30 protein-coding genes are annotated in these 25,495 nt (G+C 63.4%); 18 read left to right on the forward strand and 12 right to left on the reverse strand.

What is annotated here, in order from left to right:
* Window positions 1-122 precede the first annotated feature (122 nt).
* Window positions 123-2,429, forward strand: a complete 2,307-nt coding sequence (gene metE / locus E2H86_RS16355; RefSeq protein ID WP_133329640.1) for a 5-methyltetrahydropteroyltriglutamate--homocysteine S-methyltransferase — start codon at window positions 123-125, stop codon at window positions 2,427-2,429.
* A 235-nt stretch (window positions 2,430-2,664) separates the two neighbouring features.
* Here metE and E2H86_RS16360 read toward each other — a convergent pair whose 3' ends face one another.
* Window positions 2,665-3,843, reverse strand: a complete 1,179-nt coding sequence (locus tag E2H86_RS16360; protein ID WP_133329642.1) for an acetyl-CoA C-acetyltransferase — start codon at window positions 3,841-3,843, stop codon at window positions 2,665-2,667.
* A 326-nt stretch (window positions 3,844-4,169) separates the two neighbouring features.
* Between E2H86_RS16360 and fabV the strand changes: the two genes are divergently transcribed.
* The 3 genes from fabV to E2H86_RS16375 all read left to right on the forward strand — a co-directional run bounded on the left by fabV (window position 4,170) and on the right by E2H86_RS16375 (window position 7,197).
* The gene (gene fabV, locus E2H86_RS16365; protein ID WP_133329645.1) at window positions 4,170-5,381 is read left to right on the forward strand and encodes an enoyl-ACP reductase FabV; all 1,212 of its coding nucleotides are present in this window, start codon (window positions 4,170-4,172) and stop codon (window positions 5,379-5,381) included.
* A 157-nt stretch (window positions 5,382-5,538) separates the two neighbouring features.
* Complete coding sequence (locus tag E2H86_RS16370) at window positions 5,539-6,225, forward strand: N-acetyltransferase (RefSeq protein WP_133329648.1); 687 nt, start codon at window positions 5,539-5,541, stop codon at window positions 6,223-6,225.
* Window positions 6,226-6,288: 63 nt separating this feature from the next.
* Complete coding sequence (locus tag E2H86_RS16375; RefSeq protein WP_133329651.1) at window positions 6,289-7,197, forward strand: alpha/beta hydrolase family protein; 909 nt, start codon at window positions 6,289-6,291, stop codon at window positions 7,195-7,197.
* A gap of 27 nt (window positions 7,198-7,224) precedes the next feature.
* Here the strand turns inward: E2H86_RS16375 and E2H86_RS16380 are convergent, their stop codons facing one another.
* The 3 genes from E2H86_RS16380 to folM are packed head-to-tail and all read right to left on the reverse strand — an operon-like array spanning window position 7,225 to window position 8,569.
* Window positions 7,225-7,566 (reverse strand): HopJ type III effector protein, encoded by a 342-nt coding sequence (locus E2H86_RS16380; protein WP_133329653.1) that lies wholly within the window; start codon window positions 7,564-7,566, stop codon window positions 7,225-7,227.
* Window positions 7,559-7,855: a DUF1244 domain-containing protein gene (locus E2H86_RS16385; protein WP_133329655.1), complete on the reverse strand. Its 297-nt coding sequence runs from the start codon at window positions 7,853-7,855 to the stop codon at window positions 7,559-7,561. Before E2H86_RS16385 ends, E2H86_RS16380 begins: the two co-directional genes overlap by 8 nt.
* Window positions 7,856-7,864: 9 nt before the next feature.
* The gene (folM, locus tag E2H86_RS16390; RefSeq protein ID WP_133329657.1) at window positions 7,865-8,569 is read right to left on the reverse strand and encodes a dihydromonapterin reductase; all 705 of its coding nucleotides are present in this window, start codon (window positions 8,567-8,569) and stop codon (window positions 7,865-7,867) included.
* A 164-nt stretch (window positions 8,570-8,733) separates the two neighbouring features.
* Between folM and E2H86_RS16395 the strand changes: the two genes are divergently transcribed.
* Window positions 8,734-9,669 carry a MerR family transcriptional regulator gene (locus tag E2H86_RS16395; protein WP_133329665.1) on the forward strand — a complete coding sequence of 312 codons (936 nt, stop codon included), beginning with the start codon at window positions 8,734-8,736 and terminating at the stop codon, window positions 9,667-9,669.
* Here E2H86_RS16395 and E2H86_RS16400 read toward each other — a convergent pair.
* Both E2H86_RS16400 and E2H86_RS16405 read right to left on the reverse strand, forming a co-directional pair.
* On the reverse strand, window positions 9,654-10,271 hold the full coding sequence (locus tag E2H86_RS16400; RefSeq protein WP_133330010.1) for a hypothetical protein: 618 nt from the start codon (window positions 10,269-10,271) through the stop codon (window positions 9,654-9,656). The two genes, E2H86_RS16395 and E2H86_RS16400, sit on opposite strands and share 16 nt — an antisense overlap.
* A 59-nt stretch (window positions 10,272-10,330) precedes the next feature.
* Window positions 10,331-10,759, reverse strand: coding sequence for a PAS domain S-box protein (locus E2H86_RS16405; protein ID WP_133329667.1), 429 nt, complete (start codon window positions 10,757-10,759; stop codon window positions 10,331-10,333).
* A gap of 104 nt (window positions 10,760-10,863) precedes the next feature.
* Here E2H86_RS16405 and E2H86_RS16410 point away from each other — a divergent pair, with 104 nt between their 5' ends.
* The gene (locus tag E2H86_RS16410; protein ID WP_133329669.1) at window positions 10,864-11,319 is read left to right on the forward strand and encodes a flavodoxin; all 456 of its coding nucleotides are present in this window, start codon (window positions 10,864-10,866) and stop codon (window positions 11,317-11,319) included.
* A gap of 3 nt (window positions 11,320-11,322) precedes the next feature.
* Here E2H86_RS16410 and E2H86_RS16415 read toward each other — a convergent pair whose 3' ends face one another.
* Window positions 11,323-12,201, reverse strand: coding sequence for a LysR family transcriptional regulator (locus E2H86_RS16415; protein ID WP_133329671.1), 879 nt, complete (start codon window positions 12,199-12,201; stop codon window positions 11,323-11,325).
* 98 nt (window positions 12,202-12,299) lie between these two features.
* On the opposite strand from E2H86_RS16415, the gene E2H86_RS16420 reads away from it, so the two are divergent.
* The 3 genes from E2H86_RS16420 (at window position 12,300) to E2H86_RS16430 (ending at window position 14,441) form a co-directional block, all read left to right on the forward strand.
* Window positions 12,300-12,686, forward strand: a complete 387-nt coding sequence (locus E2H86_RS16420) for a CidA/LrgA family protein (RefSeq protein WP_133329673.1) — start codon at window positions 12,300-12,302, stop codon at window positions 12,684-12,686.
* Entirely contained in the window at window positions 12,676-13,362 is a 687-nt protein-coding gene (locus E2H86_RS16425; RefSeq protein ID WP_133329675.1) for an LrgB family protein, read from the forward strand. Before E2H86_RS16420 ends, E2H86_RS16425 begins: the two co-directional genes overlap by 11 nt.
* A 173-nt stretch (window positions 13,363-13,535) precedes the next feature.
* A complete protein-coding gene (locus E2H86_RS16430) occupies window positions 13,536-14,441 on the forward strand; it encodes an alpha/beta fold hydrolase (protein WP_133329677.1) in 906 nt (301 codons plus the stop codon).
* A 317-nt stretch (window positions 14,442-14,758) separates the two neighbouring features.
* On the opposite strand, the gene E2H86_RS16435 is transcribed toward E2H86_RS16430, so the two are convergent.
* On the reverse strand, window positions 14,759-15,541 hold the full coding sequence (locus E2H86_RS16435; protein WP_133329679.1) for an IclR family transcriptional regulator: 783 nt from the start codon (window positions 15,539-15,541) through the stop codon (window positions 14,759-14,761).
* A 120-nt stretch (window positions 15,542-15,661) separates the two neighbouring features.
* Between E2H86_RS16435 and hmgA the strand changes: the two genes are divergently transcribed.
* Genes hmgA through maiA form a run of 3 tightly spaced genes read left to right on the forward strand, consistent with a single transcriptional unit; the run spans window position 15,662 to window position 18,898 of the window.
* Entirely contained in the window at window positions 15,662-16,957 is a 1,296-nt protein-coding gene (gene hmgA / locus E2H86_RS16440; RefSeq protein WP_133329681.1) for a homogentisate 1,2-dioxygenase, read from the forward strand.
* Between the two features lie 2 nt (window positions 16,958-16,959).
* Entirely contained in the window at window positions 16,960-18,252 is a 1,293-nt protein-coding gene (gene fahA, locus E2H86_RS16445) for a fumarylacetoacetase (RefSeq protein ID WP_133329683.1), read from the forward strand.
* Between the two features lie 13 nt (window positions 18,253-18,265).
* Window positions 18,266-18,898 (forward strand): maleylacetoacetate isomerase, encoded by a 633-nt coding sequence (gene maiA, locus E2H86_RS16450; RefSeq protein ID WP_133329685.1) that lies wholly within the window; start codon window positions 18,266-18,268, stop codon window positions 18,896-18,898.
* On the opposite strand, the gene E2H86_RS16455 is transcribed toward maiA, so the two are convergent.
* The gene (locus tag E2H86_RS16455) at window positions 18,892-19,698 is read right to left on the reverse strand and encodes a SirB1 family protein (protein ID WP_133329687.1); all 807 of its coding nucleotides are present in this window, start codon (window positions 19,696-19,698) and stop codon (window positions 18,892-18,894) included. The two genes, maiA and E2H86_RS16455, sit on opposite strands and share 7 nt — an antisense overlap.
* Before the next feature lie 124 nt (window positions 19,699-19,822).
* Between E2H86_RS16455 and E2H86_RS16460 the strand changes: the two genes are divergently transcribed.
* Entirely contained in the window at window positions 19,823-20,842 is a 1,020-nt protein-coding gene (locus tag E2H86_RS16460) for a Leu/Phe/Val dehydrogenase (protein WP_133329689.1), read from the forward strand.
* Between the two features lie 79 nt (window positions 20,843-20,921).
* On the opposite strand, the gene E2H86_RS16465 is transcribed toward E2H86_RS16460, so the two are convergent.
* Window positions 20,922-21,185: a YebG family protein gene (locus E2H86_RS16465; protein ID WP_133329691.1), complete on the reverse strand. Its 264-nt coding sequence runs from the start codon at window positions 21,183-21,185 to the stop codon at window positions 20,922-20,924.
* A gap of 230 nt (window positions 21,186-21,415) precedes the next feature.
* Here E2H86_RS16465 and E2H86_RS16470 point away from each other — a divergent pair, with 230 nt between their 5' ends.
* Together E2H86_RS16470 and E2H86_RS16475 are read left to right on the forward strand one after the other, a co-directional pair.
* Window positions 21,416-21,886 (forward strand): phosphate-starvation-inducible protein PsiE, encoded by a 471-nt coding sequence (locus E2H86_RS16470; protein WP_133329693.1) that lies wholly within the window; start codon window positions 21,416-21,418, stop codon window positions 21,884-21,886.
* A gap of 112 nt (window positions 21,887-21,998) precedes the next feature.
* On the forward strand, window positions 21,999-22,304 hold the full coding sequence (locus E2H86_RS16475) for a hypothetical protein (protein ID WP_133329695.1): 306 nt from the start codon (window positions 21,999-22,001) through the stop codon (window positions 22,302-22,304).
* 2 nt (window positions 22,305-22,306) lie between these two features.
* Here E2H86_RS16475 and E2H86_RS16480 read toward each other — a convergent pair whose 3' ends face one another.
* Together E2H86_RS16480 and E2H86_RS16485 are read right to left on the reverse strand one after the other, a co-directional pair.
* Entirely contained in the window at window positions 22,307-22,600 is a 294-nt protein-coding gene (locus E2H86_RS16480) for a DUF3509 domain-containing protein (protein WP_133329697.1), read from the reverse strand.
* Between the two features lie 122 nt (window positions 22,601-22,722).
* On the reverse strand, window positions 22,723-23,070 hold the full coding sequence (locus E2H86_RS16485; RefSeq protein ID WP_133329699.1) for an HPF/RaiA family ribosome-associated protein: 348 nt from the start codon (window positions 23,068-23,070) through the stop codon (window positions 22,723-22,725).
* A 232-nt stretch (window positions 23,071-23,302) separates the two neighbouring features.
* On the opposite strand from E2H86_RS16485, the gene E2H86_RS16490 reads away from it, so the two are divergent.
* The 3 genes from E2H86_RS16490 to E2H86_RS16500 are packed head-to-tail and all read left to right on the forward strand — an operon-like array spanning window position 23,303 to window position 25,493.
* Complete coding sequence (locus E2H86_RS16490; RefSeq protein WP_133329701.1) at window positions 23,303-23,605, forward strand: DUF3649 domain-containing protein; 303 nt, start codon at window positions 23,303-23,305, stop codon at window positions 23,603-23,605.
* Complete coding sequence (locus E2H86_RS16495) at window positions 23,602-25,173, forward strand: PepSY-associated TM helix domain-containing protein (protein WP_133329703.1); 1,572 nt, start codon at window positions 23,602-23,604, stop codon at window positions 25,171-25,173. Before E2H86_RS16490 ends, E2H86_RS16495 begins: the two co-directional genes overlap by 4 nt.
* Window positions 25,167-25,493, forward strand: coding sequence for a DUF3325 domain-containing protein (locus tag E2H86_RS16500; protein ID WP_133329705.1), 327 nt, complete (start codon window positions 25,167-25,169; stop codon window positions 25,491-25,493). The genes E2H86_RS16495 and E2H86_RS16500 overlap by 7 nt, the downstream gene beginning before the upstream one ends.
* Window positions 25,494-25,495: the final 2 nt, after the last annotated feature.

The raw sequence follows: 25,495 nt of genomic DNA on the forward strand, positions 1-25,495 counted from the left end.
TCGACCCGGCTATTCGATCATGAATGGAACTTGATTTCATCTCAAAATAAATGAGTTTGTCTCAAGATGAGGACACGCAGACAATTGCCCTCATCATTTTCACGCATTCTGAGGGACAAGACATGGCACTGGCACACAACCTGGGTTTTCCGCGCATCGGCCGCGACCGCGAGCTGAAGAAGGCCCAGGAAGCCTTCTGGAAGGGCGAGCTCGATGAAGCCGGCCTGCGTGCGGTTGGCCGCGAGCTGCGTGCCAGCCATTGGCAGGTGCAAAAGGATGCCGGCATCGAGTTGTTGCCGGTCGGAGACTTCGCCTGGTACGACCAGGTACTGACTCACTCGCTGACCTTCGGCGTGATCCCGCAGCGCTTCCGTGACCACGACGGCGCCAAGCCCAACCTGCAAACCCTCTTCGCCATGGCCCGTGGTGCTGTTGCCGGTCACGGTGCCGGTGGTTGCTGCGGCGGGGCCCATGCCCAGGAAATGACCAAATGGTTCGACACCAACTACCACTACCTGGTCCCCGAGTTCACCGAAGACCAGACCTTCGCCCTGAGCTGGGAGCAGTTGTTCGACGAGGTCGAGGAGGCCAAGGCCTTGGGACATGCGGTCAAGCCGGTGGTGATCGGTCCGCTGACCTACCTGTGGTTGGGCAAGACCAAGGGTAGCGAATTCGACAAGCTGGACCTGGTCGATCGCCTGCTGCCGCTGTATGACCAGATCTTCAACCGCCTGGCTGCGCAAGGCGTGGAATGGGTGCAGATCGACGAGCCGATCCTGGTGCTGGACCTGCCGCAGGAATGGAAAAACGCCTACGAGCGCGTTTACAACATCCTGCAGCGTGCACCGCTGAAAAAGCTGATTGCCACCTACTTCGGCGGCCTGGAGGAAAACCTCGGCCTGGCGGCCAACCTGCCAGTCGATGGGCTGCACATCGACCTGGTGCGCGCGCCTGATCAGTATCCGACCATCCTCGACCGTCTGCCGGCCTACAAGATCCTCTCCCTGGGACTGGTCAACGGTCGCAACGTCTGGGCCTGCGACCTGGAAAAAGCGCTAGCCGTGCTGCAACACGCTGCCGAGCGCCTGGGTGAGCGTCTGTGGGTCGCGCCGTCCTGTTCGCTGCTGCACAGCCCGGTGGACCTGGCCCGTGAAGATCAGCTCGATGCCGAGCTCAAGGGCTGGCTGGCCTTCGCCGTGCAGAAGTGTCAGGAGGTGGCGTTGCTGACCCAGGCGATCGATCAGCCAGACGCTGCCCAGGTGGTCGCTGCCCTCGAGCGCAGTCGCGCCATTCAGGCCAGCCGCGCGGCCTCGCCACGGATTCACAAGCCTGCCGTGCAGGCGCGCCTGGCCGCCATAAAGCCCGCCGACAGCCAGCGTCACTCGGCCTTCGCGCAACGCATCGCCAAGCAGCGCGCGGGCCTGAATCTGCCGGCCTACCCGACCACCACCATCGGCTCGTTCCCGCAGACCTCGGCCATTCGCTTGGCGCGCCAGGCCTTCAAACAGGGCAAGCTGACCGAGGGCGACTATGTCGAGGCCATGCACAGCGAGATCCGCCATGCCGTGCAGATCCAGGAGAACCTGGGCCTGGATGTGCTGGTGCACGGCGAGGCCGAGCGCAACGACATGGTCGAGTACTTCGCCGAGCAGCTCGATGGCTACCTGTTCACCCGCTTCGGCTGGGTGCAGAGCTACGGCTCGCGTTGTGTGAAACCGGCGATCATCTTCGCTGACCTGAGTCGCCCCAAGGCCATGACAGTGGAGTGGATCAAGTACGCCCAAGGCCTGACCGGCAAAGTGATGAAGGGCATGCTGACCGGTCCGGTGACCATGCTGATGTGGTCGTTCCCGCGTGAGGATGTGAGCCGCGAAGTGCAGGCCCGGCAGCTGGCGCTGGCGATTCGCGACGAGGTGGTCGACCTGGAGGCTGCCGGTATTCGCATCGTCCAGATCGACGAAGCTGCGTTCCGTGAGGGCCTGCCACTGCGCCGGGGGGCCTGGGCGCAATACCTGGAGTGGGCCACCGAAGCGTTCCGCCTGTGTGCGTCTGGAGTACGTGATGAAACGCAGATTCACACCCACATGTGCTACAGCGAGTTCAACGATGTGATCGAGTCGATCGCGGCGATGGATGCCGATGTGATCACCATCGAGACATCCCGTTCGGACATGGAGTTGCTGGAGGCCTTCGAGCGCTTTGCCTACCCCAACGAGATCGGGCCGGGGGTGTATGACATCCACTCGCCACGGGTGCCTAGCCGCGAAGAGATGGTGGCGCTGCTGCGCAAGGCGGCACAGCGTATTCCGGCCGAGCGGTTGTGGGTCAACCCTGATTGCGGGCTGAAGACCCGCGGCTGGGCGGAAACCGAGGCGGCGTTGGTGAACATGGTCGCGGCGGCGCGGGAGTTGCGGGCGGCGCTGGCCTGACGGGGACCGCGCTGGATGGCACGGGCTTCGCCCGTGTTCGCGGGACAAGCCCGCTCCCACAGGTACCCCATGGTTCTTGAAACCTGCATAGATCTCCCACAGGTACCCCATGGTTCTTGAAACCTGCATGGATCTACCACAGGTACCCTACGGTTCTTGAAACCTGCATAGATCTGTGGGAGCGGCGGTGCGGCGCCCCGACTTGCCCCGCGAACACCGGCAACGCCGGTGCCAGTCAGCGCTCGATCGCCAGTGCCACGCCTTGGCCACCGCCGATGCACAACGTGGCCAAGCCTTTCTTGGCATCGCGCTTGATCATCTCGTGCAGCAGGGTCACCAGGACCCGGCAGCCCGAGGCGCCGATCGGGTGACCCAGGGCGATCGCCCCGCCGTTGACGTTGACCCGCGTCGAATCCCACTCCAACGCCTTGCCTACCGACAACGCCTGGGCGGCGAAGGCTTCGTTGGCCTCGATCAGATCCAGATCGGCCAGGGCCCAACCGGCCTTGTCCAGGCAGCGCTGGGTCGCCGAAACCGGGCCGATGCCCATGATCGCCGGATCCACGCCAGCGCTGGCATAGGCGGCGATGCGGGCCAGCACCGGCAGGCCCAGGGCCTTGGCCTTCGCCGCGCTCATCATCAGCACCGCCGCCGCGCCATCGTTGAGGCTAGAGGCATTGCCGGCGGTCACGCTGCCGTCCTTCTTGAACGCCGGACGCAGCTTGGCCAGGGACTCGGCAGTGGTGTCGGCGCGGGGTTGTTCGTCGCGTGCGAAAATCTTCGGCTCGCCCTTTTTCTGCGGCAGCACGATCGGGGTGATCTCATCACTGAAACGCCCAGCCTCGATGGCGGCCACAGCCTTGCGCTGCGACTCGGCGGCGAACGCATCCTGCTGTTCACGGGTCAGGCCGTACTGCTCGACCAGGTTCTCGGCGGTGATGCCCATGTGATAGTCGTTGAAGGCATCCCACAAGCCGTCGGTGATCATGCTGTCGATCAGCTGACCATGGCCCATGCGCTGGCCGGTACGGGCCGAGGGCAGGACATAGGGCGACAGGCTCATGTTTTCCTGGCCACCGGCGATCACCACCTCTGCATCGCCACAGCGGATGGCCTGGGCAGCCAGGTGCAGGGCCTTGAGGCCCGAGCCGCAGACCTTGTTCAGGGTCAGCGCCGGTACGCTGTAGGGCAGGCCGGCCTTGATCGCGGCCTGGCGCGCCGGATTCTGTCCGGCACCGGCGGTGAGCACCTGGCCGAGGATCACTTCATCGACCTGCGCCGGGTCCAGCTGGGTTTGCTGCAGCAACTGCTTGATCACCGCTGCACCCAGGTCGACGGCAGGTACGTTGGCCAAGGCGCCCTGGAAGCTGCCGATGGCGGTGCGGGTTGCGGCGACGATGACCACGTCGTTCATATTGTTGTTCTCCGTGCAGGGTGGTGCGCCGCGAGGGCGCGGTATGTCGCCAGCATCGATGGGTTTGGCTGATTTGTTAAGTTTGTTTTTCTGCACGATTGATGTGAAAAACCAATCAATCCTGCCCGTGATCGGGCGGCGAAGAGGCCCGAGTCCGCATGGGCATCAGGCGCCCAGCGGTGTCGCATCGAGGCGACCGCGCTTTCGATCGCCCCCGTCAGCCCTTAATATGTGTCGGATAACCTGCGGGGGTAGTCTCACCCTCTGATCAAACGGAATCGCCGCTGGCGGCGCTTCCCCGGCATAAACCTGACGAGGTACAGACATTGGCCATCATTCATCCTAAGGTCCGCGGTTTCATCTGCACCACGACCCATCCGAAGGGCTGCGAGCTCAACGTCCGTGACCAGATCGAAGCCACCCGCAAGCTGGGCGTGCGCGAGGATGGCCCGAAGAAGGTCCTGGTCATCGGTGCTTCCAGCGGCTACGGCCTGGCAGCCCGTATCACTGCAGCCTTCGGCTTCAAGGCCGACACCCTGGGCGTGTTCTTCGAAAAGCCTGGCACCGAGACCAAGGCCGGCACCGCAGGCTGGTACAACGCCGCCGCGTTCGACAAGTTCGCCAAGGCCGAGGGCCTGTACAGCAAGTCGATCAACGGTGACGCCTTCTCCGACGAGGCCCGGGCCAAGGTCATCGAGCTGATCAAGAACGACATGGGCGGCAAGGTCGACCTGGTGATCTACTCCCTGGCTTCGCCAGTGCGCAAGCTGCCACAGACCGGTGAACTGGTGCGCTCGGCGCTCAAGCCGATTGGCCAGCCGTACAAGTCGACCGCCATCGACACCAACAAGGACACCATCATCGAGGCCAGCATCGAGCCGGCCACCGAGCAGGAAATCGCCGACACCGTCACCGTCATGGGTGGCCAGGACTGGCAGCTGTGGATCGACGCCCTGGCCGGCGCTGACGTGCTGGCCGAAGGCGCCCGTACCGTGGCCTTCAGCTACATCGGCACCGAGATCACCTGGCCGATCTACTGGCACGGCGCTCTGGGTCAAGCCAAGCAGGATCTGGACGAGACCGCGCTGCGTCTGGACCAGAAGCTGGCCAGCGAAGTCAAGGGCGGCGCCAACGTGGCCGTGCTCAAATCGGTAGTGACCCAGGCCAGCTCGGCCATTCCGGTGATGCCGCTGTACCTGTCGATGGTCTTCAAGATCATGCAGGAAAAAGGTGTGCACGAAGGCACACAGGACCAGCTCGACCGCATGTTCCGCGAGCGCATGTACCGTGCCGACGGCCAGCCGGCCGAGGTCGACGAGAAGCAGCGCCTGCGCCTGGACGACTGGGAACTGCGTGACGACGTTCAGGACGCCTGCAAGGCCATGTGGCCACAGGTGACTACCGAGAACCTGTTCCAGCTGACCGACTACGCCGGTTACAAGAAGCAGTTCCTCAACCTGTTCGGCTTCGAGCGTGCTGACGTCAATTACGACGAAGATGTGGCGACCGACGTACGGTTCGACTGCGTCGAGCTGTAAGCAAGTCTTTGACCGGACACCTGTTTTGCTCAGGTGTCCGGTTTTGTTCCAACTCCGTTAACATTCTGCAACACTTCTGCTGCTGGCTAATTGATATGGCCGCCATCTATACCGCTTCTTGGGGCTGGGCAATAACGCCGGGGCCGAGGAGGCGTGCATGCGTGTACTGCGTCAACTTCAAGAGCGAATCAAGCGCAAAGGGTTCAAGCGTACCTTCAAGACGCTGTTCGAACGCTATGTGTTCTTCCACTGGGAATTGCTCTGGATGGAGCGTGATCTGATCACGCCGGTTCCGCCCTGCACGCTCAAAGAGCATCCGCCAGTGACGCTGGTGCAGATCACTCCAGGTAACGCCGATGCCTTCGCCCGGCACTTCGGCGACCGTGTCGAAACCATGCGCGAACTGGCAGCCGACGGCCACACCGGGCACATGTACCTGGACGAGCAGGGCGATGCAGTAGCGTTCATCTGGGCCAGCGTGGTCGACTATCACGACAAGCATTACTACGGCTGCACCTTCCCGGTGAAGCCGGGCGAGTTCTTCGAATTCGGCGGCGAGATGATCCGCCGCTACTTTGGTAGCGAGCTGTCGGTCACCGCCCAGGTCGAACTGTGGAACGCCATGCGCGAGAAGGGCTGTCACAAGGTGGTGGACGTAGTCGAGACGCACAACGTGCCCGCCATGAAGTTACATCTGCGCATGGGTTACCACGAGCAGGGACGGGTGATGCACGTCTACGGCCTGTTCGGACGCTTCAAGCTGTTTCGCGAAACCCGCTACCACGGCTCGCGCCTGGAAGTACTGCGCAAGCCGGGCGTGGCGCGGGCATTGCCCAGTGCTTGAATACCCAGTGACCCATTCCAGGGTTTGATGCTAGCGTTGGCGCACAACGAACGAGTGCGCGCCATGAGCAGCCTGAACCAACCCGCCACGCCTTTTCGCCAGCCCGCCGCCGACGGCTATAGCCTCGGCGGCTTCTGCTGGCGGCATGCGGCACACGACCCCCAGCGGCCACTGGTGATCATCAATGCCGCCACCTCGGTGCGCTGCCGCTACTATTCACGTTTTGCCGACTTCCTGTTCGCCCAAGGCTGCGACGTGCTGACGTATGACTACCGCGGCATAGGTGAGTCGCGTCCCGATTCGTTGCGCGGTTTCCAGGCGTCCTGGAGCGATTGGGGGCGTCTGGATTTCGAAGCCATGCTGGCGTATGCCGAGCAGCACTTTCCCGGCCAACCGGTAGATGTGGTGGGGCACAGCTTCGGCGGTTGCGCAGTCGGCCTGGCGCCTTCGGCGCATCAGGTGCGGCGGGTGGTGATGGTGGGCGCGCAGTTTGCCTACTGGCGCGACTATGCCGCCGATCAACGTTGGCGGCTGTTGGGTAAATGGCATGTGTTGATGCCGCTGCTCACCGGGATGTTCGGGTATTTCCCCGGCAAGCGCCTGGGCTGGATGGAAGACACACCTGCTGGCGTGGTACGGGATTGGACCACGCGCACCCCGCGTTACGAACGGCGGCCCAGCGGGCGCCTGCTGCCAGCCGCGCCGTTCGTCCACGTAAGCGCCGCGACCCTGGCCATCAGCCTGACAGACGACCCGTTCGGCACGGTGGCCGCCACGGAGCGCCTGCTGAGTTACCTGGCCCACGCCGGGCCAGTGCACCTGCGTCTTGCGCCTGTGGATATCTCAGTGGGCGAGATCGGGCACTTCGCATTCTTCCACGATCGCTTCCGCGACAGCCTATGGCCGATTGCGCTGCAATGGTTGCAGCGTGGCGAACTGCAAGCGGGAGGGCCGGGGCAGGTCATCGCCTGAGCGGTGCCAGCACCGGCCCTTGGAGCATCAGGCGTTGCGCGACAGCGGCTGGGCGGCGAACTTCACGCCGGCCAGGCCGTGCTGGATCAAGGCACGGATGTTGGCGTGATCGCTGCCTTCGGGGGTGGCCTGCACGCTGCGGTAGTGCTCGCCGAAGGCCAGCAGGGCCTCCTGGTCGCTGAGGCCTTCCAGTAGGGCCAGGCCCAGGGTCTTGCACGAGCCTTCATTCTGCCCGGCAGCATTTTCCACGCCGCCGTTGTTGAACGCTTGAGGTTGGTAGCTGTAGTTCGCGGCAATGAAGGCCAGGGTGTCGGCGAAGACATGTTGGCCGCTGGCCAGGCTGGCGCGCAGGGTGTTCAGATCAGTCACGCGGTTTTCCTTTTTCGAACGCCGCTTGTTGCTCGGCGCTGGCTTCTTTCTGGTATTGGGATTTCCACTCGGCGTAAGGCATGCCGTACACCGCTTCACGTGCGTCATCCAGGCTCAGGTCGATCTGACGCTCGTCGGCAGCGGCCTTATACCACTTGGACAGGCAGTTACGGCAGAAGCCGGAGAGGTTCATCAAGTCGATGTTCTGCACGTCGGTACGGTTCTGCAGATGTTCGACCAGGCGCCGGAACGCGGCGGCTTCGAGTTCGAGCTGTTGTTGGGAGGTCATGGTGTTCTCTCAGGTCATGCGGTTCTTCAGGTGGCGGCCACCGTTGATGACCACCTGGCTGCCGGTGCTGTACTGGCTGGCGAGCAGGTACTGGACCGTTTCGATCAGGGGGCCGGCGCCGGGTTCGAATTCCAGCAAGGCCTTCTTCAGGGTCTGCTGGCGGTAGGCCTCGTCGCCGCCTTCCTTGAGGATCAGCAGGCCGGGCAGGATACCGTTGACGTGCACGAGCGGCGCGTACTTTTCAGCGAAGGACAATACCATGTTCTGCAACGCCGCCTTGGTCGCAGCGTAGCCGATGTGGCTCTTGCTGCCCCGTGACGAGGTCTCGTCGCAGATGTGGATGATATCCGCCTTGCCAGCCGTCTTGCCGGTCTTGGCCAATAGCTCGCCGAGCGCCAGGTTGAGGTGGTAGGGCGCCTCGACATGCAGGCGGAACATGGTCTCGAGGTTGTCCAGGCCGTCGTCCAGCCACAGCGAAGCATTGTGGATGACTGCGCGCAAACCATCGTAATGGCTGAGCAGGTGGTCGATCAGGGCCTGTCGGTCGCCGGCCTGGCACAGGTCGGCCTGGAACTGCACGATGTTCGGGTGGACCGGTTGCGCTTGCACGGTGCGGCTGGCGGTAACCACGGTATGGCCGGCCTGCGCCAGCTCGAGCGCCAGGGCCAGGCCGACACGCTGGCTGGCACCGGTGATGAGGATTGGGCTGTTCATGTCGGGGCGGTCAACTTGTCTGTCGTTTCATCGATGACCCAGCATACCCGAACTGTTTCCCTCTTGTATGGCCTGGCAGGGGGCTGCGTCAGCGATTCGGCCCTGCGACGTGAACCGACGTAGTAAACTACCCTTCCCATTCACGTGTACAGGAGGCCAGGTAGATGAACAACCAGGTTTCGGCCGTGCTCGATGAGGCAGGACTGGAGCGCCAGGACCTGTTTCCCATTCGTGAAGTCGCTCGGCTCACCGGCGTCAACCCGGTCACCCTGCGTGCCTGGGAGCGGCGCTATGGGCTGATCCAGCCCACCCGTACCGACAGCGGTCATCGCCTGTATTCCCAAGCCGATATCGAAGACATCCGGCGCATTCTCGGCTGGCTGGAACGTGGCGTCACGGTGAGCAAGGTGGGCAGCATCCTCGCCCGTGATCGCGCTCGCCTCGACGCCGGCCCCGCCCACGGCCCCGCCGCGCTGCGCCTGCAGGCGCAAGTGCGCGAAGTGGTGCGGCGCTTCGATTCTGCGCAGCTTGGCAGTTTGTTCGACCAGGTATTCGCCAGCCACACCCTCGACCAAGTGTTCGCCGAGGTATTCATGCCGGTCTGGCATGGCCTGGCGGCTGCACAGGGCACTTTCGGACAAGCCAGCGAATGGCTGTTTCTCGACCAGTTCCTGCGTACCCGTGTGCAGGCCAGGCTGCAGTTGTTGCACACCTCGCGTGCTCAACGGGTCGTGCTGGCACCCTTGAGCGGGCAATGCCGGGAATTGGAGCTGCTGGTGGCGAGCCTGCAGTTGAGTGGGGATGAAATCGAGGTCATGCCGTTGTCGTCTGGGCAGCCCATGGACGAGCTGGCGCTGGTCTGCGAGTGGCTCAAGCCGGATGCACTGATCCTGTTCTCCAACCAGTCGCCTGGCGTGGCGCTGAACAAACGTCTCGCGCGCTTGCTGGCAACCCTGGACTGCCCGGTGTTATTGGCCGGTGAGGCGGCGGAAATGGCCCAGGAAAGCGTGGCTGGCAGTCCGGTGGCTTGCCTTGGCGCCGAGGGCGCGTTGATGCGCCGACGCCTGGCGCGCTGTATGGCGGGTCAGCTAGACAGCTGAGCGTGCAGCTCGGGGTGCGCCTGACGATGGGCCTGGAGAATATAGTCGCGCAGCCGCTCGACTTCGCCGGCCCGGGTCGGGCTCAGGTCATAGGCAGCGAGGTCGGGGCCAATGCGCCGGCGCAACTCGCCACGCAGAAGGACCGCTGGGATGCCGGCTGGAGCGAAGTGCAGTTCGAACTGCGCTGGGGCCTCTGGCAGTCCGCGGACTTCGAGCAGCGCACCGCGGAAGGAAATATCCCGTACCCACAGGCCGCTGGCCTGGCCATTGATGTCGAGCAAGGCGCTGGGTTCATCCATCGACAACCGCCAGGCGCGCAGCAGCGGGCCGTCCTCGTAGATTTCCGGTGAGCCCAGTTGCAGGTGTACCGCGTGGAATTCGTCTTCGACCAACTGCAGCGGGAAGCTGATCTGCTGATTGTTGAACTGTGCCTGTAGGGTGACCTGCTCGTTGGCCACCAGGCGGGCCAACAACGATTGGATGCGGCGGTCGCCATTGACCAGCAGGCCGGCCATGGGGTCGGTCTGGTTCAGTTGCGGCATGTGCTGCATGTCCTGGATGAAATCCAGTTCGTCCTGGGTCAGGAGCGCTTCTGCGTGCATGATCGAACTCTGCGGTGACGATTTCTTCTTTGGCATGGACCGTGCCCGATCGGTTTGGTTCAGCTGCGTTCGTCGGTTTTACCGCCGGCGCGGCACTCGGCCAGCTGTCGCTCCAACTCGACCTGGCGACTGACGTCCTTCTGGATGCCGATGTAGTACAGGCATTGATCGCCTTCATGGCGAACCGGAGTGATCGACAGTTCGTTCCAGAACAGGCTGCCATCCTTGCGGTAGTTGCGCAGCACTTCACGGCACGGGCGACCCTCGGCCAGGGCCTTGCGGATGCGGGTGCGGCTCAGCTGGTCGCGGTCGTCCCCTTGCAGGAAGCGGCAATCCTGATAGAGGACATCGTCGAGGCTATAGCCGGTCAGGCGCTCGAAGGCGGGATTGGCGTAGATCAGGATGGTGTCGTCGCCTTCCTGTTCGGCGATCACGATGCCATCGTTGGACGCATCGACCATTGATTGCAGCAGGTGTGCATTGATCATGTTCGTGCCATTGGGCGAGTGGGGGACTTTGGTAGAGGCGGCCTTTTGCCAGCCGCGGATGCTAGTATCCTACGTTTTTGGTCAGTTTCGGAATCCTCTCACCCATGAAAGTCGCCATTATTTCCGGTTCGGTCTATGGCACCGCCGAAGAAGTCGCACGCCACGCCCAGGGTCTGCTCAAGGCTCAGGGTTTCGACGCCTGGCACGCTGCACGGACAACCCAGCAGGACATCGAAGGCTTCGCCCCAGAGGCTGTTCTGGTGGTGACTTCGACCACCGGTATGGGAGAGCTGCCAGACAACCTCATGCCGCTGTACAGCACCCTGCGCGACACCTTGCCAGCCGCCTGGCGCGGCCTGCCTGGCGCGGTGCTCGCCCTGGGCGATTCCAGCTATGGCGACACCTACTGCGGCGGGGGCGAACAGGTGCGTGAATTGTTTGCCGAGATGGGGGTGCGGGAAGTGCTGCCCATGTTACGCCTGGATGCCAGCGAGACCGTCACCCCCGAAGCCGATGCCGAACCCTGGCTGGCCGAGTTTGCCCAGGCGCTGCGCACCTGAGCTTCAGCCCTGTTCTCGCAACAGCGCCAACCAAGCCTGGGCCGCCCGCGATAGATAGGCACCCCGCCGCCAGATGAAGGCGATGTCCCAGCGCAGGTCGTCTGGCGCGCGCAGCGGCACGCGCACCACCCCGGGGCGTTCCAGCGCTTGTGCCACCACCCGGGGCAGCAGCACCACCCCCTGGCCTGCGGCCACCAGCGCCGCGAGAAAGTCCGCCTGGCCGCTGCGCCCACCTTCCTGGGGCGTGAAACCCTGCTGCTGACAAGCCTTGAGCAGGCGGTCGTTGAGCACAAAGCTGCGTTGGTACAACAGAAACGGCGTATCGGCCAATTGCCGCAGGGCCACGTCGGCACTGCTGGCCAGGGTGTGATCGGCTGGCAGCAGAGCGTCCAGCGGTTCGTTGCAGAACGGCTGGTAGTCGAAATCCGGGTCGCTGGGCGTGAGGCTGCCGCCCAGTTCCAATTCGCCGCTGCGCACTGCTTGCTCGACACTGCGGCTGCCGCCTTCGAGCAATTGGATGGCGATGTTCGGATGGCGCCGTCGGTACTCGGCGAACAATCCGGCGAACAAGGCATCGCTGCCCAGCATCGGTAAGCCCAGGCGCAGTTCACCACGGAGCATCTGGCTGAGGTCATCGAGCTCGGCGAGCAGTGCCTGGCGTTGGCGCAGCAATGCCTCGCCGCGTTCGAGGACGATGCGTCCGGCTGCCGTCAGGTGCAGGTGCGATGCCTGGCGCTCAAGCAGTGGCTGGCCCACATCTTGCTCTAGTTGGGCCACTTGCTTGCTCACGGCCGATTGACTGATGTGCAGTGTTTGCGCCGCCTGGGTGAAGCCCCCGCGGTGCACCACTTCGATGAAGCTTCGCAGCTGTTTGAATTCCATGCTTTGAATTCCATTATGGAATGGCGTTCAGTCTAACAATTCGCTTCTGGCCTAGGTGGGTAGATTTTACAATGCGAGCGTGTCGAGGAAGCCTGCCCATGAAACCTGCATTACTTAGAAAGATTGCCCGTCTGCTCGCTGAACTGGCGGTGTTGCTGGCGCTGTTCCTGTTAGGCGGGCAGCTTGCCGCTTGGCTGGGCTGGCCCATCCCCGGCGGGGTGATGGGCTTGGCGATGCTTCTGTTGGCGTTCGCTTGTGGTCTGGTAAAGCCCGCCACCCTGCAATTAGGCGCCGGCTGGCTGATGGCCGAAATGCTGCTGTTCTTCATCCCCGCGTTGATGAGCCTGCTTGACTATGGCGTTTTGCTGCGCAACGAAGGGTGGCGCATCCTGCTGGTGATTGCGCTGAGCACCCTGCTGGTGATGGTGGTCACCGCCGGCACGGTCGAGCTGGTGTGCCGCTGGAGATTACGCCATGAGCCTTGAACCCATGCCGCTGTTCTGGCTCGCCCTGACCCTGCTGGCCTACCTGGGCAGTCGCTGGCTGTACCGACGCAGTGGCCGCTATCTGTTCTCGCCGCTGATCCTGGTGCCGACCCTGTTGCTGGCGGTGGCCGTGCCTCTGCATACCGCCTATGCCGAATACGCCCGCAATACCCACTGGCTGATGGGCGTCCTGGGCCCGGTGACCGTCGCCTTCGCCGTGCCGATCTGGCAACAGCGGACATTGCTGGCGCGGCATTGGCCGGCCTTGCTGATCGGCATGCTGGCGGGCAGCGCAGCATCGATCGGCAGTTCTTGGGGGCTGGCGCATCTGTTGGCACTGGATACCACCACGAGCCTGTCGTTGGTACCGCGCTCGATCACCACGCCGTTTGCCATGCCGGTGGCCGAAGACCTGGGGGGCGTGCCGGAACTGACTGCAGTGTTCGTGATGTTTACCGGTGTGCTCGGTGCTCTGTTCGGCGGTGTCCTGCTGCGCTACCTGCCGCTGCGTACGCCACTGGCCCGCGGCGCCCTGTTCGGTGTCGGCGCCCATGGCGCCGGTGTCAGCCGTGCGCAGGAGGTTGGAGGCGAGGAAGGCTCGGTGGCCGGACTGGTGATGGTCCTGACCGGCCTCCTCAACTTGTTGGCCGCACCGCTGGTGGCGATGGCGCTCTGACCGTTCGAGCCACTGACTCGCTCAGTCATCAAGCTGGCTGGAAACGCAAGTTTCTCTGCCGCAGCCGCTGGTTAGACTTGCCTCGACATAGAGCACAAGAAAGTGCCGAGGTGACATGCAATGACCGCAGCCTTGCCGTATTTCTTCAACCAATTCCAACCGAGGCCAGTGTGATGCCTTTGGCCGAGATCCCACTGTGTGTGTGGCGAACCCGGGGCCAGAGCTTCTCCTTTCGGGGCCAGCACATTCGCTATTGGACGGCGGGGCAGGGCGAACCTCTGTTGCTGCTACACGGTTTTCCGACTGCCAGTTGGGACTGGCACTATCTGTGGGCGCCGCTTGCCCAGCGTTTTCGCCTGATCGCCTGCGATATGCTCGGCTTCGGCGACTCGTCCAAACCGCTTGGTCACGACTACAGCCTGATGGAGCAGGCTGACCTGCAGCAGGCTTTGCTTGCGCATCTGCACATCGACCTGCCGGTTCACCTGCTGGCCCACGACTACGGCGGCAGCGTGGCCCAGGAATTGTTGGCTCGTCACCATGAGCAGCGCGCCGAGATCGCCAGTTGCGTGTTTCTCAACAGCGGTCTGTTCCCCGAGAGCTGTCAGGTGCTGTGGGTGCAGAAGCTGCTGTTGAGCCCGCTGGGCTGGTTGGTGGGGCGCTCGTTCGGACGTGATGATCTGGTGCGCAACGTCAGCCAGATCTATGGGCCCTGTACCCACCCCAGCGAAAGCGCGTTGGACGATTGCTGGAGCCTGATCACCTCGAACCGGGGCCAGCGTATCCTGCACAAACTGGTGGGCTACCTGCCCGAGCGGCGGCTGAACCGTGAACGTTGGGTGGGGGCGCTGCAGCGCGATGGCGTGCCACTGCGCATGATCAATGGTGTGGTCGATCCGGTGTCGGGGGCCCGTATGGTCGAACGCTATCGGCAATTGGTTCCGGATGCTGACGTCGTGCAACTGCAAGGTATAGGGCATTACCCGCATACCGAGGCGCCGGTACAGGTGCTAAGGCACTACCTGGCCTTTCGTGAGCAGCTCCTGAGCGTCGGTGAGCCGTTGGTGGCTTTGTCTTGATTTTGCGCTGGGGCTGTCAGGTGCGCTTGAGAATGGTGGTGCCGCGGAAATCGAGCGCCGCGCGGGCGGCGCTCGATCCCACAGCCGCCAACTACCTTACGGCAGGCATAAAAAAAGCCGCTGCAAGCGCAGCGGCCAATCGAGACGTTAGATCAAGGAGCTTCAAAATCAACGTCGGTGAACCTCGCAGGCCTGAAAGGCGGGGGGGAGAGCCCTTCGTGCCGGCCAGTGAGTCAAGGATAAGCGGTTGATCCTCTAGGAAAAATGGCCGCTTGTGACATTCACCTTTACGTTTTGGGTAAAAGTCCAGGCTCCGCTCAGGCGGTCGGCGAATACCCCATGCGCCAGCTCGTTTCTCGCGCCGCAGCCTGCAGTTGCTGGGCCGCTGGGCCCTGTTCGTCGGCATGGAAGATCGAGGTCGGGCCCACTACGGTCATCACCGCGGCGATGTCGCCCATGGCGTTGAACACCGGTGCCGACAAGGCATCCACCCCAGGCATCAGCAGACCATGCACATGGTGCAGGCCGCGCTCGCGGATGCCGGTCAGCAAGGCCTGGTAATCGGCAACGCTTTGTCCCAGCGCGTCCAGCTCGCGGTCCCGCAATTCGATGGTTTCGCGCTCCGGCAGGTAGCTGGCGAACACCAGCCCGGTACTCGAACTGAGCAAGGGCAGCACCGAGCCGATCTGCGTCACCACCGTGACCGCACGCACCGCGGGCTCGATGGTCACCACGGTCGGGCCCTGGTTGCCCCATACCGCCAGAAAACAACTTTCGTTGAGCGCATCACGCAGCTGGGACAATGGCAGTGCGGCGACCTTCAGCACATCGATGCTGCCCAGTGCTGCAAGGCCCACGCGCAGGGCCTCGCGCCCCAGACCGTAGTGGTTGGTGGCAGCGTCCTGCTCGGCGAAGCCACTGGCGATCAGTGCCTGCAGATAGCGGTGAACCTTGCTCGCCGGCATCTGCACATGTTCCGCCAGGCGCGACAGCGAGGTGGACGGGGACAGCTCGGCAAGGGCCTTGAGGATATCGGTGCCGACTTCCGCCGAGCGGACTTTCTGCTTGCCGTTGTCGGCAGGGGAGCTGGCTTTGGCCATGGCGTTGAGGGTTTCCGCAGTCTTCGGGTCGCGCCTTTATAGCTTGACGTCTGCTTGCGAGCAAATTACGTTATTCGTAATCGGATTACGATAAATACAATGCAGCGTCCGGAGGCAGCGATGAACCGCGACACCGATCTTCAGTACCTGAGCGGTTTCGGCAACGAATTCGCCAGCGAAGCCCTGCCGGGAGCCCTGCCGGTGGGGCAGAACTCCCCACAGCAGGCGCCCTATGGGCTGTATGCCGAATTGCTCTCCGGCACCGCCTTCACCATGGCCCGTAGCGAGTTGCGCCGGACCTGGCTATACCGCATCCGGCCTTCGGCGCTGCACCCGCGCTTCGAGCGTTTGGCCCGCCAGCCGGTCAGTCGGCCGCTGGGCGCAGCCACGCCAAACCGACTGCGCTGGAATCCGCAGCCGATCCCCAGCGAAGCCACCGACTTCATCGAAGGTTGGCTGCCGATGGTCGCCAACGCGCCCGCTGACAAGCCGGCGGGTGTCAGCATCTATATCTACCGTGCCAACCGTTCGATGGATCGGGTGTTCTTCGATGCCGATGGCGAACTGCTCCTGGTGCCCGAGCAGGGACGCCTGCGCATTGCCACTGAACTGGGCGTGCTGGAGGTCGAACCGCAGGAAATCGCCGTGATTCCACGGGGCATGAAATTCCGCGTCGAGTTGCTCGATGGTCAGGCCCGCGGCTATATCGCCGAGAACCACGGTGCCCCGCTGCGCCTACCGGACCTGGGGCCGATCGGCAGCAACGGCCTGGCCAATCCACGTGATTTCCTCACCCCCGTGGCCCGTTACGAGGAAGCTGCCGGGCCGGTTCAACTGGTGCAGAAATTCCTCGGTGAACATTGGGCCTGCGAGCTTGCCCATTCGCCGTTGGACGTGGTCGCCTGGCATGGCAGCAACGTGCCCTACAAGTACGACCTGCGCCGATTCAACACCCTGGGTACGGTCAGCTTCGATCACCCCGATCCCTCGATCTTCACGGTGCTCACCTCGCCGACCAGCGTGCATGGTCTGGCGAACATGGACTTCGTGATCTTCCCGCCGCGCTGGATGGTGGCCGAGAAGACCTTCCGTCCGCCTTGGTTCCACCGCAACCTGATGAACGAGTTCATGGGCCTGATCCACGGTGCCTACGATGCCAAAGCCGATGGGTTCCTGCCTGGTGGAGCCTCGCTGCACGGCGTGATGAGCGCCCATGGCCCCGATGCGCAGACCTGCCACAAGGCCATCCACGCCGAACTCGCGCCGCACAAGATCGACGACACCATGGCTTTCATGTTCGAGACCAGCCAAGTGCTGCGCCCGAGCGCTGAGGCCCTCGCCTGCCCGCAATTGCAGGCCGACTACGATAGTTGCTGGGCCACCTTGCCGAGCACCTTCAACCCGAACCGGAGATAACCATGAGCCAAACCGCCATCGCCCGTAGCTGGGTCGAGCACGCCAACGGGCACCGCGACTTCCCGCTGCAGAACCTGCCGTTGGGCATCTTCAGTCGCCCGGGTGAGGCGCCGCGTTGCGGCGTGGCCATTGGCGATGCCATTCTCGATCTGGAAGCGGTGCTCGCCGCGGGCCTGTTCGAGGGGCAGGCCAAGGCCGCGGTGGAGGCCACCCAGGGCGGTGCCCTGAATGCTTTCTTCGCGCTGGGCGCCCCAGCTCGGGTCGCCCTACGCGAGCGCCTACTGGAATTGCTCGGCGAACACAGCGAGCACCAGGCGGCGCTGGCCGAAGCGCTCTACCCGGCCAGCGCCTGTCAGATGCACCTGCCGGCCAAGGTTGGCGACTACACCGATTTCTATGTCGGCATCCAGCACGCGACCAACGTCGGCAAGCTGTTCCGACCTGATAACCCGCTGCTGCCCAACTACAAGTACGTGCCCATTGGCTACCATGGCCGTGCTTCCACGTTGCGCCCGTCCGGCACCGAGGTGCGTCGGCCCAAGGGCCAGACACTGCCGGCCGGGCACACGGTGCCGACCTTCGGCCCTTGCGCACGCCTGGATTATGAACTGGAGCTGGGTATCTGGATCGGCCAGGGCAATGCGATGGGCCAGGCGATCGACATCGCCGAAGCGGGTGAACACCTAGCTGGGCTGTGCCTGCTCAACGACTGGTCGGCACGCGATATCCAGGCCTGGGAATACCAGCCGCTGGGCCCGTTCCTGTCGAAGAGCTTCATCACCACGCTGTCGCCCTGGGTGGTCACTGTCGAAGCCCTGGCACCATTCCGTCGCGCTCAGCCGGCACGTCCGCAGGGCGACCCGCAGCCATTGGAGTACCTGCTCGACGCCAAGGACCAGGCCCACGGCGCGTTCGATATCGAGCTGGAGGTATTGCTGCTGACCCAGCGTATGCGCGAACAAGGTTTACCGGCTCACCGCCTGGCCTTGAGCAATACCCTGAACATGTATTGGACCGTGGCCCAGTTGATCGCCCACCACAGCGTAAATGGCTGCCAGCTGCAACCGGGCGATCTGTTCGGCTCAGGCACCCTGTCTGGCCCGGACGCCGGTTCGTACGGCAGCTTGCTGGAAGTCACCGAGGGCGGCAAGCACCCGGTGGAGCTGGCCAGTGGAGAGGTGCGCAAGTTCCTCGAAGATGGCGACGAAGTGATCCTGCGTGCGCGCTGCACCCGTGATGGTGTGGCCAGCATCGGCTTCGGTGAATGCCGAGGCACAGTGGTCGCGGCCAACTGAGGAGGGTGTGACGATGGAGTTGTACGGCTATTACCGCTCCACTTCCTCCTATCGCGTGCGCATCGCTCTGGCGCTCAAGGGCTTGGAGTATCAGGCGGTGGCGGTGAATCTGCTCAAGGGCGAACAGCGCGACCCCGGCTACCTGGCCATGAACCCGCAAGGGCGGGTGCCGGCCTTGCGTACCGAGCAGGGCCAATTGCTGTTGCAGTCGCCGGCGATCATCGAGTACCTCGAAGAGCTGCGGCCCCAGCCCGCGCTGCTGCCGAGCGATCCGCTCGAGCGCGCCCGGGTACGGGCGGTGGCGGCGATCATCGGCTGCGATATCCACCCCCTGCACAATGTCAGTGTGCTCAATCGGCTGCGCGAAGTGGGGCAGGACGAGGTGCAGGTGAATGCCTGGATCGGCCACTGGATCGCTCAGGGGCTGGCAGCCGTCGAGCAGTTGATTGGCGAGCAGGGCTTCTGTTTTGGCGCTTCGCCGGGTTTGGCCGATCTGTACCTGATCCCCCAGGTGTACGCCGCCGAGCGTTTCAACATCGACCTTGCTGGCTATCCGCGCATTCGCCGGGTTGCGGCGCTGGCGGCGCAGCATCCGGCGTTCAGCATCGCGCACCCTGCGCGGCAGGCGGATGCCCCCGCTCAGTGAATCGAACGGTTGACCGGAGGTAGCTGGCCGATACGTTCGGCCAGCTTCAGACGCTGCACCGGATCGTCGGAAAGCAACAGTGCATGCTCCAGGTCGAAGCGTTCGGCCTGGGGGCAATCCAGGTGCTGGTAGAGCGAAGCGCGCTCCAGGTAGTCGGCGACTTGTACCGGGCCCAGTTGCATCACCCTTTCGGCGTCGACCAACGCGGCCAGGTGATTGCCTTCGCTGCTGTACAGCTGGCGCAAATTGCGAGACAGGCGCTGGAGCATCTGCTGTGGGGTGACGGCCCGCAGGTGCTCAGCGCTCAGCGTCACCTGCGGGCCGAACTGACGGGCCAGCAGTTCGCGGCAGTCGCTGGGATACAGGCGTCGACCGCCGCATGGGTCGAGCAGGTGGTCGGCACCGGGCACGCGTAGCAGAAAGTGCCCAGGAAAGCCTACGCCTTCCAATGGAATGGACAGGCGCCGGGCCAGCTCCAGGGCCAGGATGGCAAGGGTCAATGGCTGTCCGCGGCGACGTTGCAGGACTTGGTCCATCAAGGCCACCTGTGGGCGTCGGGGGTGGTATTCGTCCTGCTGGAAGCCGTGCGCGTTCAACTCGCGCAACAACGGTTGGGCGAGTTCGGCCAAGGGCAGGATGGGCAGGCGGGCGCTGATATCACGTTGCAGCTCGCGTAGTGTGGCCAGGCCGGTGGCAGGCTCCACGCTTCGATCATGCTCGACGGCGATCCACAAGGCAGCTTCCAGCAGGGCGACAGGCTCGCGTTCCAGGCAGGCCAGGCAGGATTGACGTGGATTCATGGGTTTCTCCGCACACGTCTAGATATTTAGCTCCGACAACGATTTTCGTCCAGTGGTCCGCCCGCCACGTGGTCTGTAAGACGCTGCCTATACTGGTGAGAGCACCTCTAGGGGGAGCCCGCCGATGTTCGCGCTGATGCAAAGCACCCGTACCCAGTCCCTGCACCTGTTCATCGACCCGAGCACAGGTCTGAAGGCCGTGGTTGCCATTCACAGCGAACACCTGGGGCCGGCCATGGGTGGCTGCCGCTACCTGCCTTATGCCGACGACGAAAGCGCAATGGCCGATGCCATCCGGCTTGCCCAAGGCATGAGCTTCAAAGCCGCGCTTGCAGGATTGGCGTTCGGTGGAGGCAAGGCGGTGATCATGCGCAACCCGCACGTGGAGAACCGTGCCGCGCTGTTCGAAGCGTTCGGGCGTTTCATCGATACACTGCAAGGCCGCTTCATCACCGCGGTGGACAGCGGTACCTCGACATTGGACATGGACTGCATCGCCCAAACCACCCCGCATGTCACCAGTACCACGGCCTCGGGCGACCCCTCGCCGCATGCGGCCATGGGCGTTTTCGCGGGTATTCGCGCCACCTCGATGGCGCGCCTGGGCAGCGATAACCTGGAAGGACTACGCGTGGCGGTCCAGGGGTTGGGCAATGTCGGCTATGCGCTGGCCGAGCAACTGCACGCGGCGGGTGCCGAGTTGTTGGTGAGCGACCTGGATCCAGGGCGTGTGCGCCTGGCGGTGGAGCAGTTCGATGCCCGGCCGGTGCCCAATGACGCCTTGCTGAGCACGCCCTGCGATATCTTTGCGCCATGCGGCGTCGGGCCGGTGCTTACCGGGCAGAGTGTGATGCAACTGCGTTGCGCGGCGGTCGCAGGGGCGGCGAACAATCAGCTGACCACTCTGCAGGTCGCCGATCAACTGGAAGGGAGGGGGATCCTGTATGCCCCCGATTACGTGATCAATGCCGGTGGGTTGATCTACGTGGCACTGCGTCATCGGGGCGAGGAACTGGGCACCATCACCGCGCACCTGGCGCGGATTCCCTCGCGGCTGACCGAGGTGTTCGCCCATGCCCAAGCCGAAAAGCGTTCACCGGCGAGGGTGGCGCAGATGTTGGCCGAGCGGCTGCTATACGGCTGACCGGTAGAGACTTACCTATCGGTGCTGGCTTCTTCGCGCCGAACCGCCGCGAAGAGGCCAGGACAGACACAGAAAATGCCTACTCGGTCGCCGCCCCATCGAGCAACTCCGCCAGCGCATCGGGTTGGCTCTTGAATGCGCGGGCAAACACATCGCGGTTCTTGGCCATGTAGATACCCGCTTCCTCGACCTGCTGCTCGGTCAGTGAAGGCACGGCCTTCTGCAGCACTTCGGCCAGGCGCTCGGCCAGCTCCAGCATCTTGTCATGACGATCTGCTTCGGCCTTATCCATGAACAAGCGCTCCGGATCGCGGCTGCTGCGGTACACCACTTCGACGGCCATTCATCACCTCTATGCCTTTTTGCTGGTTGAACCATGAATACTGTATGCGCATACAGTAATGGCAATTGCCATCCTCGCGCAACCAAAAAGTTCAGGCAAAAGGGTAGCCCACCGGTGTCTTGCGGCAATCGGTCGCCTTCCAACCTTGGGGCATGGCCCTTTAACTGCATGGCAAAAGCGTCACAGCCGTGGCGCACAATCCTTCATGTCGTATCGGGGAATCGGACATCGTGAACATCAAATGGGCTGAAAAGCTGCGCAAGGGCCTGCATGGCTCCGCCGACTCGCTGGGCAACCTGTGCGTGGAGGCATTCCACTACCTGGCCTTGTTCGGCATCGGTGCAATCACCGCCTACGCGGCAGTGGTGACCTTTCTCGACATGCTCGGCAAGGGCGGGATCAGTGTCGATGACATCCTGCTGCTGTTCATCTATCTGGAGTTGGGTGCGATGGTGGGCATCTACTTCAAGACCAACCACATGCCGATCCGCTTCCTATTGTACGTGGCGATCACGGCGCTGACGCGCCTGCTGATCGGCGATGTCTCGCACCACAAGGCGCCGGATGAAGGCCTGCTGTATCTGTGCGGCGGTATCCTGTTGCTGGCGTTCTCGATTCTGGTGGTGCGCTACGCCTCGTATCGCTACCCGTCGACGAAGGCGCTGGATGCCCATGGCAAGGAAGTCGACGAGGGTAGGTGAGCGGTAGCTATGTAGTGCAGGTGGGGGGTGGTGCAGCTGTTCAATCGGGATGACGACGGGGCGTGACAGAGGGTTGCGCACACCGTGCGTCAGTCTATCTGGAGAGAACAGCATGCGTTATGAAAGCGAAGCCGTCCGCGCCTACCTGCAAGAAGCCCTGATGCCCCACGGGATCGACCCGGACACCGTGCATGTCAACGAGATCGCCCATGTCGTCGAGATGGAGGTGGTGCAGACCCGTACCCTGCTCGAAGAGTCGCTGCATTGGCTCGAACAGGGCGAGGAACCCACCTACGATATTGGCCTGGTAGGGCTATTCCACCGCCCAGACACGTTCGACCCCATGCACCGCGTGATGGGCCTGCGCCTGCAGGACATCGAACGCCTGATCGGGCGGATGCTGCTGACGCTGGGGTGACCTCAGTTGGCTGCCGCGAATGATTTGCCGTCGCGGTGGATATCGCCGGTCAGGGCGGCCAGCACCTGCAACGGGTTCTGGCCGTGCTCGATGGCCAGGCCCAGGCGGATGCTGTCGATCACCCGTTGCAGGCGCACCGGGTCGTTGCGCTGGGCTTGGCTGATCAAGCGCTTGGCGACCACGCCGGCATCGTCGGAGAGGGTCAGCATGATGCTGCCGTCCAGGCGTTCGATGCTCAGGTTCACGCGGTATTCGGGTGTGAAGGCGTCGCTGATCTGGTCGAATGGATTGTGCATGGTCGAAATCTGCGAAGGAATGACTGCAGGGGTTGACCGGCCTAACGACGGGTTGGTTCACCCCCGTTGATCGCTGCAAACGAAAACGCCCGGCACTTGGCCGGGCGTTGCAGGCATTGCGGTCAGGCCTCCGGGTCGCTCAGTTCAAAGGTACCGCGCTTGCTGCGCAGCTTGCCGTAGAAATGCTCCAGGGCGTGGCTCAACTTGCTGGCGGCGCCGTCTACGGCCTGATCCAGCGAGCCGGCGATATGGGTGACGGAAATCGGCTGATGGCCTTTGGGGCGAGCTTCGATCTGGCAGCGTTTGTCATGCGGGCCGGGCTTGGCGCCATTCTCGTCGCCCAAATGCACCTCGAGGCGAGTGAGGCTGTCGTCATAGCGCTCGAGTGTGCTTTCCAGCGTTGCGCGGACCCACTCGTTGAGCCGGATGTTGCCGTCGATATGGTTGCTGCTGTTGACCTGGATTTGCATGATTCAATCCTTATTCAGCTTGCTCGCGGAGAGGCGTGCCTAGGCCCTTGAGGCCCTTGGTATTTCTTCGCCTCTTGACTCTAAGGTCAGGCAACGGCGGAACGAATTCAAGCCCCTTTTGAAAATAAATTTCCTGTTGCAAATGGCGCGTGGGAAGCCACTGGGCAGCACGGCTTTTGCTTATGAGAATCCAAATCATTATTATTGTGGGCCGTTTTTCAAGAACCTCGCCATGAAAAGCAAAGCCGGCCCTTCATCAAGCTATCGCCTGGGAGTCGCTTCACGCGCCCTGGCCGCTTTGTTCGGCGGTTACCTGCTGGCGTCGATGGCCAGCATCGCCATCACCTTGTGGGCGCCGATGAGCCGGGTAGACGCGACCATGACCGGCATGATGTTGTCGTTCGTGTTCTACCTGCTGGCGTTCATCGGGTGCTTCGCCTGCCGCAGTGCGGGACGCGCCTGGCTCGGCGTGCTGTTGCCAAGTCTCGTCCTGGGGCTGTCGAGCATGTTGGCCTACTGGATGAAGACACCATGAAGGAAGGCTTCCGCCAGGCCATGGCCTGGCTGCACACCTGGACCGGCCTGCTTTTCGGCTGGCTGCTGTTCGCCATCTTCCTTACCGGTACCCTGTCGTACTTCAAGGAGGAAGTGAACCACTGGACCCACCCGGAAATCCGCCGCCATGGGCTCGACCCACAGGCCAGCCTGACCTTGGCCCAGCGCTATCTCGAGGGTAACGCCGGGCATTCCGAGGGTTGGATGATTCGTTTGCCCAGTGAGCGCGATGCCGCCCTGAGCGTGGGCTGGCGCGATCCCAACGGCGGACGCCGCGGGTTCGTCGAGAAAAAACTGGACGCCAGCACCGGCGAGGCGGTCGCTGCGCGTGACAGCCGTGGTGGCGAATTCTTCTACCGCTTCCACTTCCAGTTGCAGATGCCGCACCCCTGGGGCCGCTGGCTGTCGACCTTCTGCGCCTTCATCATGCTGCTCGGCCTGGTTACCGGCATCATCACCCACAAGAAGATCTTCAAGGAGTTTTTCACCTTCCGGCCCGGCAAGGGTCAGCGCTCCTGGCTGGACGGCCACAACGCCATCGGCGTGCTGGTGCTGCCGTTCCACCTGATGATCAGCTATAGCAGCCTGGTGCTGTTCATGTACATGGTCATGCCGGCGAGCATCATGGCCAGCTATGGCGGCAATACCGGCAGTTACTTCAGCGATGTGTTCGGCCGCGACGAGGCACCCAAACCCGCCCATGTCGCCACGCCGCTGGTGTCGCTGGCCGGACTCTATGACCAGGTCCAGCAGCTGGCCCCAGGGGCGCGAATGGGCTATATCCAGGTGCAGAACCCGGGCGATCGCAATGCCCGAGTCATTTTCAGCCAGTCGGCGGCCGATCATGTGCCGTACCGACGCAGCGCCAACTGGACCTTCGACGGTAGCAGTGGGGCGATGTTGAGCCAGGGCGCGGCGGAGAGCGCCGCCCTGCTCACCAGCTTCAGCTTCGCCGGCCTGCACATGGGCAACTATGCAGGACCCTGGTTGCGCTGGCTCTACTTCGCCTTTGGCCTGGCCGGTACCGCAGTGATCGGCACCGGCCTGGTGATGTGGCTGGGCAAGCGCCAGCTCAAGCATGCCAAGCACGAGCGGCTGCCAGGGGAATTGCGTCTGGTCGAAGTGTTGAACATCGCCAGTATGAGCGGCCTGTTGCTGGGCGTGGCCGCGTTCTTCTGGGCCAATCGGTTGCTGCCGGGCGGGCTGGTGGGGCGAGCGGATTGGGAAGTCAGGCTGTTCTTCCTGGCCTGGGCGCTGTCACTGCTGCATGCCGCGCTGCGCCCGGGACGACGGGCCTGGGGCGAGCAACTGGCGCTCGGCGCCGCTGCTTTTGGCGCGTTGCCGTTGCTCAACGGGCTGGTCACCGGACAAGGCCTGAACCGTTCGCTGTCGGAGGGTGACTGGGTCATGGCCGGCTTCGATCTGACTGCACTGGCTGCTGGCGCATTCCTCGCCTGGGCCGCCAGCCAGATGCTGCGTGCGCCCAAGGTGGCGGCCAGGCGCGCCCCCCGCAAAGTGGCCGAAACACCCGAGGTGAACGGATGCTGAGCGTTGCCCTGATTGGCTATGCGGGCTTCGCTGCCTTGTGCCTGGCCATGGACAAACACGCCTCGGAGTTGCTTGGGCGCAAACCAGGTCAGGCTGCACTGCGCGGTCTGCGCATCGCCGGCTGGGCGCTGCTGCTGGTATCGCTGGTCGTGGCCGTGCAGATGCGTGGCTGGGCTCACGGTCTGGTCGAGTGGATCGCGGTCTTGATGGCCGGGGTTACGCTCTGGGTATTCGGCCTGCCCTATCGGCCTCGCTTGTTGCTTGGCCTTGCCGCTGCCAGCGCGGTGCTGGGGCCTCTGTTGGCCGTGTTTGGCGGGTGATC

Source organism: Pseudomonas putida (assembly GCF_004357765.1).
GTDB classification, from domain to species: Bacteria; Pseudomonadota; Gammaproteobacteria; order Pseudomonadales; family Pseudomonadaceae; genus Aquipseudomonas; species Aquipseudomonas putida_U.